The organism is Moorena sp. SIO1G6 (assembly GCF_010672795.1).
Taxonomy (GTDB): domain Bacteria; phylum Cyanobacteriota; class Cyanobacteriia; order Cyanobacteriales; family Coleofasciculaceae; genus Moorena; species Moorena producens.
The window spans coordinates 30,216-45,731 of record NZ_JAAHFZ010000048.1 but is presented as its reverse complement, the minus strand read 5'-3'; the positions used below and the strand labels follow the sequence as shown (position 1 = coordinate 45,731).

15 protein-coding genes are annotated in these 15,516 nt (G+C 42.3%); 11 read left to right on the top strand and 4 right to left on the bottom strand.

Features of this window, described 5'->3' with window-relative positions:
- Positions 1–536: 536 nt before the first annotated feature.
- The 4 genes from F6K63_RS28685 to F6K63_RS28670 all read left to right on the top strand — a co-directional run bounded on the left by F6K63_RS28685 (position 537) and on the right by F6K63_RS28670 (position 3,594).
- Positions 537–1,490 carry a glycosyltransferase family 2 protein gene (locus F6K63_RS28685; RefSeq protein ID WP_008186922.1) on the top strand — a complete coding sequence of 318 codons (954 nt, stop codon included), beginning with the start codon at positions 537–539 and terminating at the stop codon, positions 1,488–1,490.
- Positions 1,491–1,639: 149 nt separating this feature from the next.
- The gene (hpsU, locus tag F6K63_RS28680; RefSeq protein WP_287247743.1) at positions 1,640–2,248 is read left to right on the top strand and encodes a hormogonium polysaccharide biosynthesis acetyltransferase HpsU; all 609 of its coding nucleotides are present in this window, start codon (positions 1,640–1,642) and stop codon (positions 2,246–2,248) included.
- Positions 2,249–2,685: 437 nt separating this feature from the next.
- Entirely contained in the window at positions 2,686–3,423 is a 738-nt protein-coding gene (locus F6K63_RS28675; protein ID WP_287247744.1) for a hypothetical protein, read from the top strand.
- A gap of 33 nt (positions 3,424–3,456) precedes the next feature.
- Positions 3,457–3,594 (top strand): hypothetical protein, encoded by a 138-nt coding sequence (locus F6K63_RS28670; RefSeq protein WP_165691867.1) that lies wholly within the window; start codon positions 3,457–3,459, stop codon positions 3,592–3,594.
- Between the two features lie 152 nt (positions 3,595–3,746).
- Here the strand turns inward: F6K63_RS28670 and F6K63_RS28665 are convergent, their stop codons facing one another.
- On the bottom strand, positions 3,747–4,688 hold the full coding sequence (locus F6K63_RS28665) for a glutathione S-transferase family protein (protein ID WP_287313830.1): 942 nt from the start codon (positions 4,686–4,688) through the stop codon (positions 3,747–3,749).
- A gap of 385 nt (positions 4,689–5,073) precedes the next feature.
- Between F6K63_RS28665 and F6K63_RS28660 the strand changes: the two genes are divergently transcribed.
- From F6K63_RS28660 to F6K63_RS28650, 3 genes are all read left to right on the top strand, one after another.
- Positions 5,074–5,892, top strand: a complete 819-nt coding sequence (locus F6K63_RS28660) for a cysteine dioxygenase (RefSeq protein WP_287313829.1) — start codon at positions 5,074–5,076, stop codon at positions 5,890–5,892.
- A gap of 142 nt (positions 5,893–6,034) precedes the next feature.
- Positions 6,035–6,679: a sigma-70 family RNA polymerase sigma factor gene (locus tag F6K63_RS28655; protein ID WP_008186914.1), complete on the top strand. Its 645-nt coding sequence runs from the start codon at positions 6,035–6,037 to the stop codon at positions 6,677–6,679.
- A gap of 509 nt (positions 6,680–7,188) precedes the next feature.
- Positions 7,189–7,563 (top strand): pentapeptide repeat-containing protein, encoded by a 375-nt coding sequence (locus tag F6K63_RS28650; protein WP_008186913.1) that lies wholly within the window; start codon positions 7,189–7,191, stop codon positions 7,561–7,563.
- Positions 7,564–7,662: 99 nt separating this feature from the next.
- Here the strand turns inward: F6K63_RS28650 and F6K63_RS28645 are convergent, their stop codons facing one another.
- From F6K63_RS28645 to F6K63_RS28635, 3 genes are all read right to left on the bottom strand, one after another.
- On the bottom strand, positions 7,663–9,216 hold the full coding sequence (locus F6K63_RS28645) for a mercuric reductase (protein ID WP_044493955.1): 1,554 nt from the start codon (positions 9,214–9,216) through the stop codon (positions 7,663–7,665).
- Between the two features lie 404 nt (positions 9,217–9,620).
- Complete coding sequence (locus F6K63_RS28640; RefSeq protein WP_287247916.1) at positions 9,621–10,355, bottom strand: TVP38/TMEM64 family protein; 735 nt, start codon at positions 10,353–10,355, stop codon at positions 9,621–9,623.
- A 1,113-nt stretch (positions 10,356–11,468) separates the two neighbouring features.
- Positions 11,469–12,632: a Fic family protein gene (locus F6K63_RS28635; RefSeq protein ID WP_287313828.1), complete on the bottom strand. Its 1,164-nt coding sequence runs from the start codon at positions 12,630–12,632 to the stop codon at positions 11,469–11,471.
- A 394-nt stretch (positions 12,633–13,026) separates the two neighbouring features.
- Between F6K63_RS28635 and F6K63_RS28630 the strand changes: the two genes are divergently transcribed.
- From F6K63_RS28630 to F6K63_RS28615, 4 genes are all read left to right on the top strand, one after another.
- Positions 13,027–13,683 (top strand): hypothetical protein, encoded by a 657-nt coding sequence (locus F6K63_RS28630; RefSeq protein ID WP_287313827.1) that lies wholly within the window; start codon positions 13,027–13,029, stop codon positions 13,681–13,683.
- A gap of 171 nt (positions 13,684–13,854) precedes the next feature.
- On the top strand, positions 13,855–14,271 hold the full coding sequence (locus F6K63_RS28625; RefSeq protein WP_287313825.1) for an element excision factor XisH family protein: 417 nt from the start codon (positions 13,855–13,857) through the stop codon (positions 14,269–14,271).
- Positions 14,259–14,597, top strand: a complete 339-nt coding sequence (locus F6K63_RS28620; RefSeq protein WP_287313823.1) for a XisI protein — start codon at positions 14,259–14,261, stop codon at positions 14,595–14,597. Before F6K63_RS28625 ends, F6K63_RS28620 begins: the two co-directional genes overlap by 13 nt.
- Positions 14,598–14,652: 55 nt before the next feature.
- A complete protein-coding gene (locus F6K63_RS28615) occupies positions 14,653–15,516 on the top strand; it encodes an Rpn family recombination-promoting nuclease/putative transposase (RefSeq protein WP_044493997.1) in 864 nt (287 codons plus the stop codon).

Sequence of the window (15,516 nt, the reverse complement as noted above, 5' to 3'; positions counted from 1 at the left end):
GATAACAATCCGATTTAATGAGGTACCAATGACAATGGTTCCTATGATGAGGAGCCGGATGAAGGGAAACTTTCACGTCCGGTTTTGAAGACGAGTCGGTGAGGCGACTCACCGGCTTAGTTTAATCCAACATTGCCAGGAAAGTAGCCACACAGCTAAATATAGACCTAGCTAAGGTGGGTAGAGGGAGCTTGACACTCCCACACCGGTATGAAATTTTCAAGTCACTGAATAGATCGTACCGCACAAGAAGTGAACAGGCGCGGTTTTAATCCGCCTCGTAACAACCTTGTAGAATCCTCCGTGCTTCAGCCGGGGGAGATGTCAAAAAGGAGCAACTCCTCTCTATCCCACAATCAGTCCAGTCATTAATGAGACTGGATAATAGGTTCCCTTTGCTATAGCACAGATAATTTTGGTTGATTGTTGACTGTTAACTGTTGACTGATAAGCCTTAATTTTAGTTAAGGCTTGCTGTTAGTTATTCTAGGCCAATAAACTTTTCATAAAACGTCCACAATTGCAGGTGTTTAATTATGAAATCCCCTAACACTAAACTTCCGGTATCAGTTCTAATTCCAGCCAAAAATGAAGAGGCCAATTTACCAGCTTGTCTTGAGAGTGTTAATAGAGCAGATGAAGTGTTTGTTGTCGATTCCCAAAGCAGCGATCGCTCCATTGAAATTGTGGAAGAATATGGTGCAAACCTAGTTCAATTCTATTTTGATGGGTTTTGGCCCAAAAAGAAAAACTGGAGCTTAGACAATCTTGAATTCCGCAATCAATGGGTATTAATTGTTGATTGTGACGAACGCATTACTCCAGAACTTTGGGATGAAATTGCTGTGGCAATCGACAATGCTGATTATAACGGCTACTATATCAATCGTAGAGTATTCTTCCTAGGGAAATGGATTCGCTTTGGTGGCAAATATCCAGACTGGAATTTACGGTTATTTAAACACGAAAAAGGTCGCTACGAAAACTTAAAAACGGAAGGAATTCCCAATACTGGAGACAACGAAGTTCATGAACACGTTGTCCTACAAGGCAAAGCTGGCTATCTTCAAAATGATATGCTGCACATTGACTTTAAGGACATTTACCATTGGCTAGAACGGCACAATCGCTACTCCAATTGGGAAGCTCGTGTCTATCTAAATCTACTAACAGGTAAAGATGACTCTGGCACCATCGGGGGAAATCTGTTTGGAAGCGCCGTGCAGCGTAAGCGGTTTCTGAAAAAAATCTGGGTTAGACTACCGTTTAAACCAATACTGCGGTTTATTTTGTTTTACTTTATCCAGCTGGGCTTTTTAGATGGAAAAGCTGGGTACATTTATGGACGCCTGTTGAGTCAGTATGAGTATCAAATTGGTGTCAAACTCTATGAGTTACAAAAGTTTAGCGGTAAGCTGAATGTAGAAAAAACTGAACCAGCACAGACACCAGTAACGCCAAAGCCATCAGTTGTCTCTCCAAATCCCTGAGAATCCATTTTGAATTAAGAATGTAGAATTAAGAATTAAGAATGTAGAATTAAGAATTAAGAATGTAGAATTAAGAATTAAGAATTATCCATTCCGCATTCTCCATTCTCCATTCTGCATTCTCCATTCTACATTCTACATTCTAGATTATGACTAATGACTTAAGTAAACTACCAGCGTTAGATTTACCACCCTTAGTGGATTTACGCCAGTACGACCAATCTTGGTTTGACCGAGGACGTCCGGGCTGGTTAATCTTACTCTGGTGGTTGGTGCAAGCGATCGCATTTCCCTTAAGTCCTCATAACTTCAATGGCTTCCGCCGATGGCTGCTACAACTATTTGGAGCCAAGATTGGTACTAATGTCATCATTCGACCCACTGCTCGTTTTACTTACCCGTGGAAAGTAGAAGTTGGTGACTACAGTTGGATTGGAGATGATGTGGTTTTCTACAGCTTGGATCGGATTCGGATTGGTAGTCATTGCGTTATTTCTCAAAAATGTTACCTCTGTACTGGTAGCCACGATATGAAAGACCCAGCCTTTGGTTTAATCACATCTGAGATTAGTGTTGGTAATGGAGCCTGGATTGCCGCCGATTGCTTTGTTGCCCCCGGTGTCCAAATTGGAGCCAATGCGGTTATTGGTGCTCGCAGCACTGTGTTTAGTAATATCCCAGAGCAGCAAGTATGCTGGGGGATACCAGCACGTCCTCGCTATCGACGGGAAATCGAGGAGAGAGGGAGTAGGGAGTAGGGAATTAAGAATTTAGAATTTAGAATTTAGAATTTAGAATTTAGAATTTAGAATTTAGAATTTAGAATTGGGAGTCAGGAGTCGGGTGTCGGGTGTCGGGTGGAAAGTGTAGCTATTCAACCGGAGAAGATCATATAGCAGTCGCCAGGGCAGTTAGGACATGACAAAAGTCTCACACCCTTTGTAAGCGATGCAGAGGTGCGACCCGTGGCGAATTTAATTCGCCAACGGAAAAAGCACCTAAGCGGTCTTGGGGGTTTCCCCCATGAGCGACTGCATCAAGAAGCGCAAGAGTTTGACTTCTGACTTCTGACTTCTGACTTCTGCTATACAAGGGGAAGTTAACCAGATCCGGAAAAATTGTTGATAAGTTTCCGGATTTTCATTTTGCTAAAAGAAAAAGATAGTGGACCACTTTAAGTCAGGATTCCATAGTCATGGTTCACAAATTCATTTTCCAAGGTTCAGCTTACCTGTTGTCAGCGTCCGTGATGTGGCAAGTGCTTCCCGCAACAGCCGGAATAGTACCTGGGAAGCATGACAATAGCAATGTTCGCACCTTCAAGATTGCTGGATTATTCGATGAGCTCCGCCAAATCCGTCGAGATGTCCAAGAAGTAACCAATACCATTCGTGAAGGCAGGCGTATAATCCAAGGCACACGCGGAGTGGTTGATGAGTTTGATCAACTTGGGGACGACCTCAACTCTGGACGAGTGGTACAGTCTTCTAACAATAATCCCTGTCGCAAAAATCGGTCTCGGAAATCGGTTGCTATCAATGAGCAGGTGATTTGCACCAAAGACGGAGCCTATGAGTTAAGTCAGGAATTGCGTAAGGTACTGATGATGACACAAACTCGAAACCTCTATATTGATGAGTTTTACGGCAAGTTTTTGGACAAAGTCTTTAATCGTCCTGTTGAGTTTATGTTCGAGAATAAGGAGGAGATGACCTTAGATAATCTTACGAAAGTGCTTGCTCTCTATGATCAGAAACGGTGGGATTATAGCAAAATCACACAGATTCTTTTCTCTCCCTCGACTAGTAAGGCTACCTTGATGTTTGGAAAACGCACCGAACCGGAAATTGTATCTGTCCCTGATTCTATTGGTGAGTTTTCAGATTCCGTATTTAAAATCAAATCTAAGTCTCCATTTTTGAATCAAGAATAAGTTAACACGTAAGCTATCAGCGGTCAGCGGTCAGTGGTCAGTGGTCAGTGGTCAGCGGTCAGCCGTCAGCCGTCAGCGGTCAGCCGTCAGCCGTCAGCCGTCAGCCGTCAGCCGTCAGCTTATTTTATTCAAAAGGTGTTCAGTGTAGCTTGGCCACAGACCTTTGGCTGATAACTGATAGCTGATAGCTGATAGCTGATGGCTGATAGCTGATAGCCAATAGCTGATAGCTGATGGCTGATAGCTGATAACTGATAGCTGATAACTGATCGCTAATAGCTGATAGCTGATAGCTTATGGCTGATAGCTTATGGCTGATAGCCTTAATCACTAAAACTAATTTGTGGTCCTTTTGGAACAATACCAGAGGGATTAATAAAGGGATGACTCCTATAATAATGCTGCTTAATGTGGTCAATATTACAGGTTTCCTTTACCCCTGGCTGATGATAAAGGTCTTTGAGATAATTCCACAAATTGGGATAATCCAGAATTCGTTGCCAATTACATTTGAAATGGAAATAGTAAACTGAGTCAAAGCGTAGCAGAGTGGTAAACATACACCAATCGGCTTCAGTAATGCGATCGCCACAGAGATAACGCTGTTTACCTAACACCCCTTCCCAATAGTCAAGGGCATCAAAAAGGTCAGTTACTCCTTCTTCATAAGCTTGCTGAGTAGTAGCGAATCCGGCTCGATATACACCATTATTAATAGGTTGGTAAATGGCATCAATCGTTTTATCAATCTCTTCCCGTAAATTCTCCGGATAAAAGCTGATATCCGACTGAGCAATCCCCTCGAACTCGATGTCAAACATCCGAATAATTTCACGGGATTCATTGTTAACAATTGTGCCAGTTTCCTTATCCCAAAGTACTGGAACTGTCACCCGTCCGGTACAGTTAGGGTCAGCTTTTATATAAACTTCCCGCAGATAGCGAGCACCATTGACTGTATCAGGGATACAACCAGGCCCATCGGAAAATTCCCATCCATCTTTATCCATCAATGGGTCAACAATGGACAGGGTAATCGCTTCCTCCAATCCCTTTAAGGCTCGCATAATCAGAGTGCGGTGCGCCCAGGGACAAGCATAGGAAATGTAGAGATGGTAGCGTCCAGAGGCTGGTTTATAGTCTGTGGAACCATCAGCACGAATCCAATTACGGAACTTGGTGGGATTACGCATGAATCGCCCTTGGGGGTCTTGCTGATAGACTTCGTTAGTCCATTTTCCGTTAACGAGCATCCCTGTTGCCATAGTTTTCCTCTGTTGGTATTTTTTTTCATACTATCTATCGCTAAGGGAGTAGGGAGTAGGGAGTAGGGACTGCATCGCTAAAAACCCTCTTTGCTTTTGGTTTTTAGCTTTCTCGGCATTGCTGAATCTTTGGATAAAACTGAATGGCTAGCTATGGACAGGCGCAGTTATCGTTGTGGTAGGGAGCAGTGGAATGGGTGGTCAGGGGCGGTATTGGTTTTTAGCCAGCACCTGTGGTGATAACCCGTAACAATTCTTTACAAAACTCTGCGTCACGTCTTCGCTTCCTGTGGTCTCTTATTTATAGAAACCAAGCTTTCCAAGAGCAAGCGCTTTTGAAAAGTAGATCAAGGAACGCCTATTAGATACCTGGAAGTTTGTCACTATGTTTAGTCAATGTGAAATTTTAGAAGATTCCAAAGAACAACTCAAAACAATAGTGCGAGAAGTCTGTGAGCCAGATAATCTTTCGGAACAGCCAGAGCTTTTTGAGTTGGTTCAAGAGTATCACCAGCTAGCGACTCAAAAAGAGCTTACGCAAGAAGATGGTAAGAGAATGGCACAAATGTTTGAGCTGGCAGTATTAGATCTGCAGTTTGACCAGTGCATTGACAAGGTAGATCAGCTGATCAGCCAGTCCTTGCAGTCTTCTCCCTCTTCAGGTGGCTCTGGTCTCCTTTCCCTAGAAGAGTTTATCTATCAGGTAAATGCCATAGCGCCCCAAGAAATGAGTATGGAGAGGTTCAAAGACCTTGCGGTGAAGCTTAATTTGAGTAAAAAGCTAATCGAGCAATCTATTAGTTTTAAAAAGAGTGACTACCATACCCACTTAGTTTGTACGACCCCTTTTGGTAATATTTCTGTTATTTCTTGGGAGCCGGGTCAGTTTTCACAAATACATGTCCACGAAGATAAAATTACCATAATCCGTGTCTACAAAGGAACCCTTACCCACCGCTTTTATGATCCAGTGGAGCACTTGCACGGAAAACAGGGCTACCGAACAAAGGACGAGAAAAAGTTCATAGAAGGTCAGTTAGTCTGCGTTGGATTTCATCAGACTCACCAGCTTGCTAACGAGTCTCAAGAGAGACTCGTTACTGTGCATGTTCGGTTCTTCAAACAAAGACTTATATCCTGTGAACCCTTAGAAAATTGTGAACCGGATAAGTCTCGTCCTGATTTAGTTGATAGGCGAAAATGATCGGCTTGGCGCTTGCTGATCACAATTTAGTCTAGCTTTTTGTTATTGGGCAGAGCAGAAAATATTTTTCTAGCCTGCCCTATCGACGACGATATAAGTGATTTCATTTACACCAGTGTGCATTATCAGGAAAACAATTCAAATGCTAAAACCCCAAACAGATCAAAATTGCTCCGATCAGGGTGAAATGATGGAACAGGAAGAACTTGCCAACCTTTTAGATTCACTATCGATTAAAATAAAAGTTTGGCTGTGCCAATTTAATCTTAATAGCAAGTATACCCATAAAGACATTATAAACGATGTCTTTTTACTTGTCCAAAAACTAATCGAATCCGGGAAACTAGAGTCCTATTTAGACGTTGATGAGGGACTTTACCTGGTTATAATTAAGGGTGAATTAAGAGAGCCAATTATTAATCCAAAAGCTTGGGTCCGAAAAGTTATCTTGAATTACATAAGGGGACTCCACCGTGATCATAAGAGGTTTTTAGATATTAGTTCCCAACAGTGGGAAAGTTCACTCTCGATTGGTCAGAGTAATGTGCTTCCATTTGCCCGTCACACTCACCCTATGCAGTATATAGAGAACGTGGAAGTATGGGAGAAGATAACACAACTTCCTGATCAAGACTCAGAAATTTTGGAGTTGTTCTATTTTAAAAAGCTTTCCTGTGCTGAAATTGCCAGTCATTTAGAACATAAGGGCTATCCCCGGTATACGGCAGAAAATATTCGGCAAAAAAAGTTTCGAGCACTCAATAAGCTTCGCAAACTTTATTTATAAACGGGATTGGTGAGCAAAATAAAATTCTAGATAGGGAGCATCTCATCGGGTGCATCTCATTTTTGCTGTTTGACACGGTGGTGCGTTACGGGGCGGGCTATCCAAAGCCTGGCTACGAAGCGGAAAATGAGCCCCCCCTAACGCACCCTACACAACTTTTTTACAAATATGAGATGCACCCCATCTCATCTTTCTAAACAATAAAGTAAGTGTGGTTGTGAGGAGTGTGGTTGTGAGGAGTGTGGTTGTGAGGAGTGTGGTTGTGAGGAGTGTGATTATTGTAGGAATTTTATTATGATTTTTGCCTAATTTCAGGTATTGATATGCACCCTATAAATAACTAGTAATTGTAGTTAAATTACAAAGATGACTGTGAAACTGTTAGTACACAGGCACTTTTGTGCGTTTATTAGCTATGAAAAAAAAATGTTTGAGTTTGTCACGTTGGGCAATATTTTTACTCTCTTTAATAGAAACCTTTAACTAAAGTAAAATCGGGGTAAGGCGACATGAATAGCAAAGAACTCCAAGAAAGGTATGCAGCAGGGGAACGAGATTTTTGTGCTATCAACCTAGTTCAAGCTAATCTGAGTGGTATCAACCTTAGTGGTGTGAATCTGAGTCGAGCAGATTTAAGCGGGGCTAACCTGAGCCGAGCTGATTTGAGTGGGGCTAAGTTGCGTTGTGCGGGATTGGAAAAAGCTAATTTGACTGATGCCAAGCTTCACAGGGCAAATCTAGGTCGAGCGAAACTTGCTGGAGCAAACCTAAGTGGAGCAGATTTGAGAGCTGCCAATTTCAAGGGTGGGGATCTCGCTGAAGTAGACTGGAAGGATGCAGAAGTATGGGGTACGGTTATGCCTGATGGTAGGGTTGTTTCCTGATTTACTCAAGATTTAGCTTCCTAGATGCCTACTGGCAATCATCTCCAGATAAAACGCCGTTGCTTAATCATGGAATGATTAAGCAACGCTCCTTTTTCCCTAAGAAAGCTTAGTCAGGAATTCTAAAAATGTTTTAGTTCTTGGTGTTAAGAGGGTACGACGATAGGCATCTGCCGCTTTTTTAATTCCTTCTGCTTGAGTTGGATAGGGATGAATTACGCTGGAAAGCTTACTCAAACCAATCTTATGGACAATTGCTGTAGTCACCTCAGAAATCATTTCCCCTGCATGAGTTGCTACAATAGTTGCTCCCAGGATTTGATCTGACCCCTTCTTGTGGTGAATTTTTACAAATCCCTCTTCTTCGCCATCTGCGATCGCTCGGTCTACAGTACTAAAGGGAATTTTAATAGTATTAACATTAAACCCTTTGGCTTGAGCTTCATGTTCATACATCCCCACATGGGCAATTTCTGGATCAGTATAGGTTGCCCAAGGCATCACCAAGTTACTCAGCTTATATTTACCGAAGCCAAAGGGAGAAAATAGAGTATTCTTAATCACAATCCGTGCTGCTGAATCCGCTGCATGGGTAAACTTCCAGTCCATGCAAATATCACCAGCAGCATAAATTTTGGGATTGGTAGTTTCAAGGTAATCATTCACCTTAACTCCTTTACGCTGGTCATACTCTACCCCGACCAGTTCCAAATTTAACCCTTCTACATTGGGCGCACGTCCAGCACCAATCAAAATTTCATCTACTGTGACCGACTCTTCCAAACCAGTGCAGCTATTGAAGTGTAAGGTTTTACCTGCCTCTGTCTTCTCGACCCGGTTCAATTGGGCACCCAGGACTAAACGGATACCTTCTTTTAAAAAGACTTTTTGAACAATATCGGCGGCGTCAGCATCTTCTTTATTTAAAATGTGAGAACCGCGATGAAACAGCACTACTTCACAACCTAAACGGCGGAAAGACTGAGCTAATTCACACCCAATTGGACCGCCACCAATAACAGCTAGTCGATTGGGACGTTCTGTCAGAGAAAATACCGTTTCATTGGTGAGATACCCCGCCTCTTCCATGCCCTCAACTCGGGGTCGCACTGCTCTTGCTCCTGTAGCAATTACCGCTTTCTTAAACTTGAGGGTAGTATCGTTTACTTCAATGGTATCCTCACCGGTAAACCGACCATTGCCTAAAAATATATCAATACCATAGGTATCTTTAAAGCGTTGAGCAGAATCGTGATGGCTAATCCCTGCCCGTAGCCGACGCATCCGTTCCATCACTGCGGGGAAGTCTACTTCAATATTATCTGGAACTTTAACCCCAAAGGCTCCCGCATTGCGCATCTCAGCCACTACCCGAGATGACCGAATCAAACACTTGGAGGGGACACAACCTACATTTAAACAATCCCCACCCATCAAATGCCGTTCAATCAACGCCACCTTCAAACCAACACCGATACCTGCTGCACCTGCTGCGGTAACTAATCCAGCTGTACCAGCACCAATAACTACTAAGTCATAACAATCAACAGGTTTCGGATTAACCCAATCCCCTGGATGAACGTAGTTAACCAACCTCTGGTTATACTCATCCATGGGTGGGACAGTAACTCTTTGGTATTGAGAACTTGACATTTATAATAACTCCTTTGATAGTTCAAAATTAAATTAATTTTTGAGGGAATAGGGAGTAGGGAGTCGGGAGTCGGGAGTCGGGAGTCGGGAATCGGGAATCGGGAATCGGGAATCGGGAATCGGGAATCGGGAATCGGGAACAAAAATTATCACAATTCCTAAACGGATCCCTATAACCTATAACCTTTAACTTTAACCTGCTAACCTTAAACTTCCTAACCTTAAACCTTGGCCAAAAGGCCACGCTACGCGAACAACCTTAAACCTTGGCCAAAAGGCCACGCTACGCGAACAACCTTAAACTTCCTAACCTATAACCTTTAACCTTGGCCAAAAGGCCACGCTACGCGAACAACCTTCAACCTCCTAACCTTAAACCTGCTAACCTTCAACTTGTTAACCTTCTAAACTGTTTCCTTAGAAACTCTTTTGTCTAAAGCCTTCTTAGCCAGATTAGTAATAAAAAGTGTTATTGCCACAGTGGCGATAAAACCAATAATCCGAATTGCCCACTGGACAGTGGGATTGGTGGGTGCGTCACCACTACCAAGAGTGGCCAGGTCTCCAGCCAGAGAACCGATGTAAACGTACATTAATGTTCCTGGAATCATGCCAAAGGAGCCTAAGACGTAGTCTTTCAGCGAAACCCCAGTTAGACCATAGGCATAGTTTAAGAGATTGAAGGGAAATACCGGAGATAGTCGAGTCAAGAACACAATTTTCAATCCTTCCTGACCTACTGCTTCATCAATGGCACTAAATTTATCATTTCCAGCAATTTTTTGAGCAATCCAGTCCCTAGCTAGATAACGTCCAACCAGAAAAGCAGCCGTGGCTCCGATAGTGGCTCCGATGAACACATAGATTGAGCCTAAGACAACACCAAATACTACCCCAGCCCCTAGGGTAAGGATGGACCCAGGCAAAAACGCTACGGCAGCAATGATATAGATTGCGATAAATGCGATCGCTCCGATGGGTCCGAGACTATCAATCCACTGCAAAGCATTGCGCAATATTTCTTGGGGATTGAATCCTCCACTACTAGCGGATTCCTGTGCAAAACTGGGCTCAGCATGTACCACCAGTACCATCACCATTGCCAGTAATGTTAATGAAACTAACTTTAAACCCTTCATGACGTTTCGGGGACGAGATTGACTGCTTCTTCTTGTACTTATCATGAGTTGGGACCGTTGCAATTGAACTTGAGACATAGTAATCAAATTATCTAGAGATTCTGGTTATCTTAAATGGCTTGTTTGGTGATGAAATTAACAAAAGTTTATAAGTGTACAGGTAAGCTATCAGCTATCAGCTATCAGCTATCAGCTATCAGCTATCAGCTATCAGCTATCAGCTATCAGCTATCAGCTATCAGCTATCAGCTATCAGCTATCAGCTATCAGCGATTAGCGCACGCTAAGCGCACAGCTTTTGAATAAAACAAGTAAGCATTGGTTTAATCTCTGTTACCTCAGTTTACGGCTGTTCGTTTAGGGTGACCTAAAAGCTGACGGCTGACGGCTGACGGCTGACGGCTAACGGCAGTTAACCATTCAGCCTTGAGCCTAGGGCGATCAGCTTTCTAGAGAGTGGCCAACAAACAATTGCAGTATCAATTGCTTGTTGATGATCATCATACAATACTTTTTATGAGCTAAAGCTAGTGAAACTAATTTAAATTTAATAAGAATAATTTTGCTGATTTTTAAGGTTAAATTTAGGTGATACTCAGCAAAAAATAAGCTTTATTAATAGACCTGATCCTCACTATAAAAAATCAGACGACAGATTAATTTTGTGACAAGGTAACAGCAGCTCTGATCACAGATTTTTTTTAGTTATAGCAAACAATTAACTAGTTCATCTAAATTAGAGCTGGATTTAAAGTTACATAGGGGGCGTTATACGTTAAAATTAATCAAGGATATTAGGTAACTATTGATTAACACTGCATCGACAGCTGGACTGACTTGCACAGAAGAAGCAGATAGAGGATCTTGGACTGGTTATGCTCGAAGTCTTGATTAGGAGCCAGAAGTCAGCAAAAAGCCGTTGAGGTAAAGGACTGACGCCAAACTAGAGACGAAACTCTATCAGTAGTAGGGTGGATTAATCCCTGACTCTACAGGTAGAGCTACTGGCTAAGTCCTGGGAAACTTGATACTCCCTTGTGACAGATGAAACTTAAGTATAATGTTGGTCAAGCGAATTATACTTATTTGGCTTAAAGTATAATTCAACAGGCGTTAGTCAAGTATTTGCAAAACTTCCGGTGCGCGAAATCGTTTGATCTTAGAGCCTGAATTGACTTGCTCTAAGATACCGGCGTTGAGCAGTTTCTCAACGTTTTGCTGTGCGGAGCGATAAGTGACATTAAGAATCTTCTGTGCTTGAGGAATGGTCAGGATGGGTGACTCAAATAGACTATCTGCTAAACGAGGCAGTAGGGCTGACGCACGAGCTTGACTTAATTTATCTCGCCACCTCAGCTGTAAATCTTGTAAATTTTTGGAGCGGATCACTGCATCTTGAGATTGTTCTGTAACACCACGCAGAAAGAATAACAGCCAGTCTTGCCAAGCACCACGTTGACTGACAGCTAACATCAGGTCATAGTAATCTTGCCGATGACGCTCAAAAAAGGCACTTAGATACAGTAGAGGCAGTGGTAGTAATTTCCAATGTAATAGTAATAGAGATGTAATTAGTCGCCCGATACGCCCATTACCATCCAAAAAGGGATGTATTGTTTCAAATTGATAGTGAATTATACCAATGCGAATCAGTGGTGGGTAGTCACACTCCTTGTTGAGATAGGCTTCGAAGTCTCTGAGAGACCCTGACATTTCTGGCACAGGGGGTGGAATAAAACGAGCGTCTTCCATATTTCCCCTTTGTGATCCAATCCAATTTTGGATGCGACGGAACTCTCCAGGGGTTGCGTTTTCACCACGGACACCCTCGACTAGACGTTCATGGAGTTCACAAATAAATCGTAGACATACAGGTAAAGTCTCAAGGCGTTTCAAACCGTACTCCAAGCTACGTACGTAGTTAAGTACTTGTTTTGGATCAGATTTTGGATCAGATTTTGGTGGGGAAGTTAGTTGTTCACTCTCGTAGGCATATAGGTTAGCAATATTAGTTTGGGTACCTTCGATACGAGAAGATAAAACCGCCTCACGGCGAATAAATGGACTGATCAAAAGATTGGGATTAGCCATGCTACGTCCTAATCCCGCAAGTTCCCCCAGAGCGAGAGCCGCCTCAGACATGCCATTGAAAATTTTTGTGTCCAGTTCCAGTCTAGGTGGGAGAGGATTGGGCACAAAGGCAAAGCAAGGGTTTTCATGGTGTCCTATTGATACTAGCCTCCCTGGAAAGCTATCCTCAAAGTCTTCTGGGTTCATAGTTGATTAATTGCTTCTATATAAACGAATAAATCACTGATCGTCTTTGTTGTCGATCAGCAATCAAGAGCGATCGCTTTTTAAGGTAGAGCGCAGCGGAGGCAAACAGGCAATCCTATTACATACTCATGAGAGTCAGGACTTCCCCAGCAACCCTACCTGTAGCGGTTTTTATTAATGCATCCTACTATTTATAGGATTTGTTGACCAGTTTTGCCTAAGTCCTGTACTTGTGACTACCTTTCTTTAGCAGGATTGGGACAGAAGGATACTAAGGGGTTGAGCAAAATAACTATTTGTTATTTTTATTGATTTTTTGCTCGATTGCCAAAACTAAAAAAAGACTGGTATACTTTCCGTAAAAGCTTGATAAAAAAACATTCAGCTCACAACCATGAATATTAAATCTGCTCAAGAAGACCATATTAATTGGATCAAAACTCGGCTAGAACAAACCCAGCAAGAACTTGCTGAAGCGGAAGCAAACCTTCTTAAATTAAATAATTTAGTCGAGCAAAAGCGGGCAAATGTTGCCTATTTTAAGGATAAGCTTGAAGCAGAACTATCCAGCAATGACATTGATATTGTAGCGGACATAGCGATTGCATTGCATGAAAAAACTGAGGTCAATAGCAATCATTTGTCTGAACAAAATACCACTGTAAATTCAAATGGCAATGTGGGTAAAGTCAATTTTTTTGATGATGAATTAGAGGAGAAATCATTTGAAGAAAACCAAATAAAAAACCAAGAGGATGAGGAGGGTGATAAGCGCAATCCCAGAGATATGTTATATCCAGAATTTAGAGGTAAAACCTTCTGCGAAGCGGTAGAGATTATCTTAGATAACTTTGCTGCTCCGGTTAACCGAGAACAGATTGTCAGCAGACTATTTGATGCCAAATCTGATGATGAGCAACTCCGTGCTAAAAACTCCTTGTCTACGGAATTGCGTCGAGGTGCAAAAGAAGGGAGGTGGAAGAAAGTGGGACGCGGTCTTTTTGCTTCTAATTCTTTCCAGGAGCAAGTAACTGATGAAATTAATAACTAAAATTAATAACTAAGAGTTTTAGGTTCAGATCTCTTTTGCCTGGAAAATTCTCTCATATCAGGAGTGATCGAAATCGAAACTGTATTTGACCCAATTAACCCATAAAAAAGCTGATTCCCTTTTTGCTAACCTATATAATAGACGTTTGTTGACACCTGTACCTATTTCCCCATGTCTGCTAAGGATCAATTCCATGATCTAGTTAAGGATGCTCTAATCAATGACGGTTGGATCATTACCCACGATCCTTATCGCATTGATCTGGGTTTTACCGATCTCTACATTGATTTGGGGGCAGAACGCCTGATTGCTGCTGAACGCAATAATGAAAAAATAGCTATTGAAGTTAAAAGCTTTCTATCAACTTCAAGAATTTCAGAATTCCATGGTGCAATTGGGCAGTTTATTAACTATCGTCTTGCTTTAGAAGATGAGGAGCCTGATCGAACACTTCATCTTGCGGTTCCTAACAATATTTACAGTGTTTTTTTTACTTATCCGTTTATACAAAAGTCGATCAAGGTTAATCAGGTTCCTATTGTAGTTTATGACATTTCCCAACCAAGGATTACTCAATGGATAAACTAGAGGTATATCGACAGCATATTCAGGACTTGCTTAAAAAACGCGCCAGTATTAAGTCGGCGAATCTGGCTATGGAAACCCAGCTCATTTTTGATACGGAACGAGATCATTACCAGATCGTTAATACAGGTTGGAAAAATAACACCACACGTGTTTATGGATGTTCTGTACATGTGGATATTAAAGATGGCAAGATTTGGATACAGCATGATGGGTCGGAGATTGCGATCGCAGATCAGTTAGTTGAGCTAGGGGTACCAAAGCAGGATATTGTCTTGGCCTATCAGGCACCGATTATGAGGCAGTATACCGAGTTTGCGGTGGGGTAGCGCATCAGCTGATAGCTGATAGCTTTGCTTGACCCCAGTATCTGAGGCTTTTGATATGGTTTTCCCGTTGCCAGATAAATACATTGACCTGCTCACCGATTTCGGTTTTAAGCGCGTCTTTGGCACTGAGCCAAACAAGGCACTGTTGATCGACTTCTTGAATACTCTGTTGCCTCCCCATCATCAGATTCAGGATGTCACCTTTAAGAATCCGGAGTTCTTGGGCAACACCTTAGTAGATCGAAGAGCTATCTTTGATATTTATTGTCAGAGCGAGACCGGTGAACGCTTCATTGTGGAAATGCAGAAGGCCAAGCAAAATTTCTTTAAAGATGGACGAAGTCCCGCTTTCAGCGATCGCAGTGTCTATTATTCTACTTTCCCCATCCAAGAACAGGCTCAACAGGGATATTGGAATTATGAGCTCACCGCAGTTTATACCGTTGGCATTTTAGATTTTCTCTTTGATGACCACAAGCACGAGTCGGAACTGTTGCATGTGGTGGAGCTAAAAAATCAGCGGTGTGAAGTGTTCTACGATAAGCTCAAATTTATCTACGTTGAACTACCCAAATTTACTAAGTCTGTTGATCAACTAGAAACCCATTTTGACAAGTGGTTATTTTTGCTCAAACACCTAGCCCAGTTGAATGAACCCCCTGAACCGTTGCAAGAGGATGTATTTGCCCAGCTATTTGAGGTTGCCGAGATTGCCAATTTTTCATCTGCGGAGCAATTTCGTTACCAAGATAGCCTGAAGGTCTATCGGGATATGAATAGTATTGCCGAAACCTTGATTCAGGAAGGCAGACAACAAGAAAAACAGCAGATTGCTAAACAGATGAAGGCGGCAGGGTTACCCCTGAAGGATATTGCCCAATATACGGGGTTGAGCGTTGATGAGATTGATCGGTTGTAG

Excerpts from the sequence above, each read along its gene's own strand:
- hpsU (WP_287247743.1), top strand. The coding sequence starts at position 1,640 with ATGACTAATGACTTAAGTAAACTACCAGCGTTAGATTTACCACCCTTA.
- F6K63_RS28620 (WP_287313823.1), top strand. The coding sequence starts at position 14,259 with ATGGATAAACTAGAGGTATATCGACAGCATATTCAGGACTTGCTTAAA.
- F6K63_RS28615 (WP_044493997.1), top strand. The coding sequence starts at position 14,653 with ATGGTTTTCCCGTTGCCAGATAAATACATTGACCTGCTCACCGATTTC.
- F6K63_RS28635 (WP_287313828.1), bottom strand. The coding sequence starts at position 12,632 with ATGAACCCAGAAGACTTTGAGGATAGCTTTCCAGGGAGGCTAGTATCA.
- F6K63_RS28630 (WP_287313827.1), top strand. The coding sequence starts at position 13,027 with ATGAATATTAAATCTGCTCAAGAAGACCATATTAATTGGATCAAAACT.
- F6K63_RS28640 (WP_287247916.1), bottom strand. The coding sequence starts at position 10,355 with ATGAAGGGTTTAAAGTTAGTTTCATTAACATTACTGGCAATGGTGATG.
- F6K63_RS28665 (WP_287313830.1), bottom strand. The coding sequence starts at position 4,688 with ATGGCAACAGGGATGCTCGTTAACGGAAAATGGACTAACGAAGTCTAT.
- F6K63_RS28675 (WP_287247744.1), top strand. The coding sequence starts at position 2,686 with ATGGTTCACAAATTCATTTTCCAAGGTTCAGCTTACCTGTTGTCAGCG.
- F6K63_RS28645 (WP_044493955.1), bottom strand. The coding sequence starts at position 9,216 with ATGTCAAGTTCTCAATACCAAAGAGTTACTGTCCCACCCATGGATGAG.
- F6K63_RS28685 (WP_008186922.1), top strand. The coding sequence starts at position 537 with ATGAAATCCCCTAACACTAAACTTCCGGTATCAGTTCTAATTCCAGCC.
- F6K63_RS28655 (WP_008186914.1), top strand. The coding sequence starts at position 6,035 with ATGCTAAAACCCCAAACAGATCAAAATTGCTCCGATCAGGGTGAAATG.
- F6K63_RS28660 (WP_287313829.1), top strand. The coding sequence starts at position 5,074 with ATGTTTAGTCAATGTGAAATTTTAGAAGATTCCAAAGAACAACTCAAA.
- F6K63_RS28650 (WP_008186913.1), top strand. The coding sequence starts at position 7,189 with ATGAATAGCAAAGAACTCCAAGAAAGGTATGCAGCAGGGGAACGAGAT.
- F6K63_RS28625 (WP_287313825.1), top strand. The coding sequence starts at position 13,855 with ATGTCTGCTAAGGATCAATTCCATGATCTAGTTAAGGATGCTCTAATC.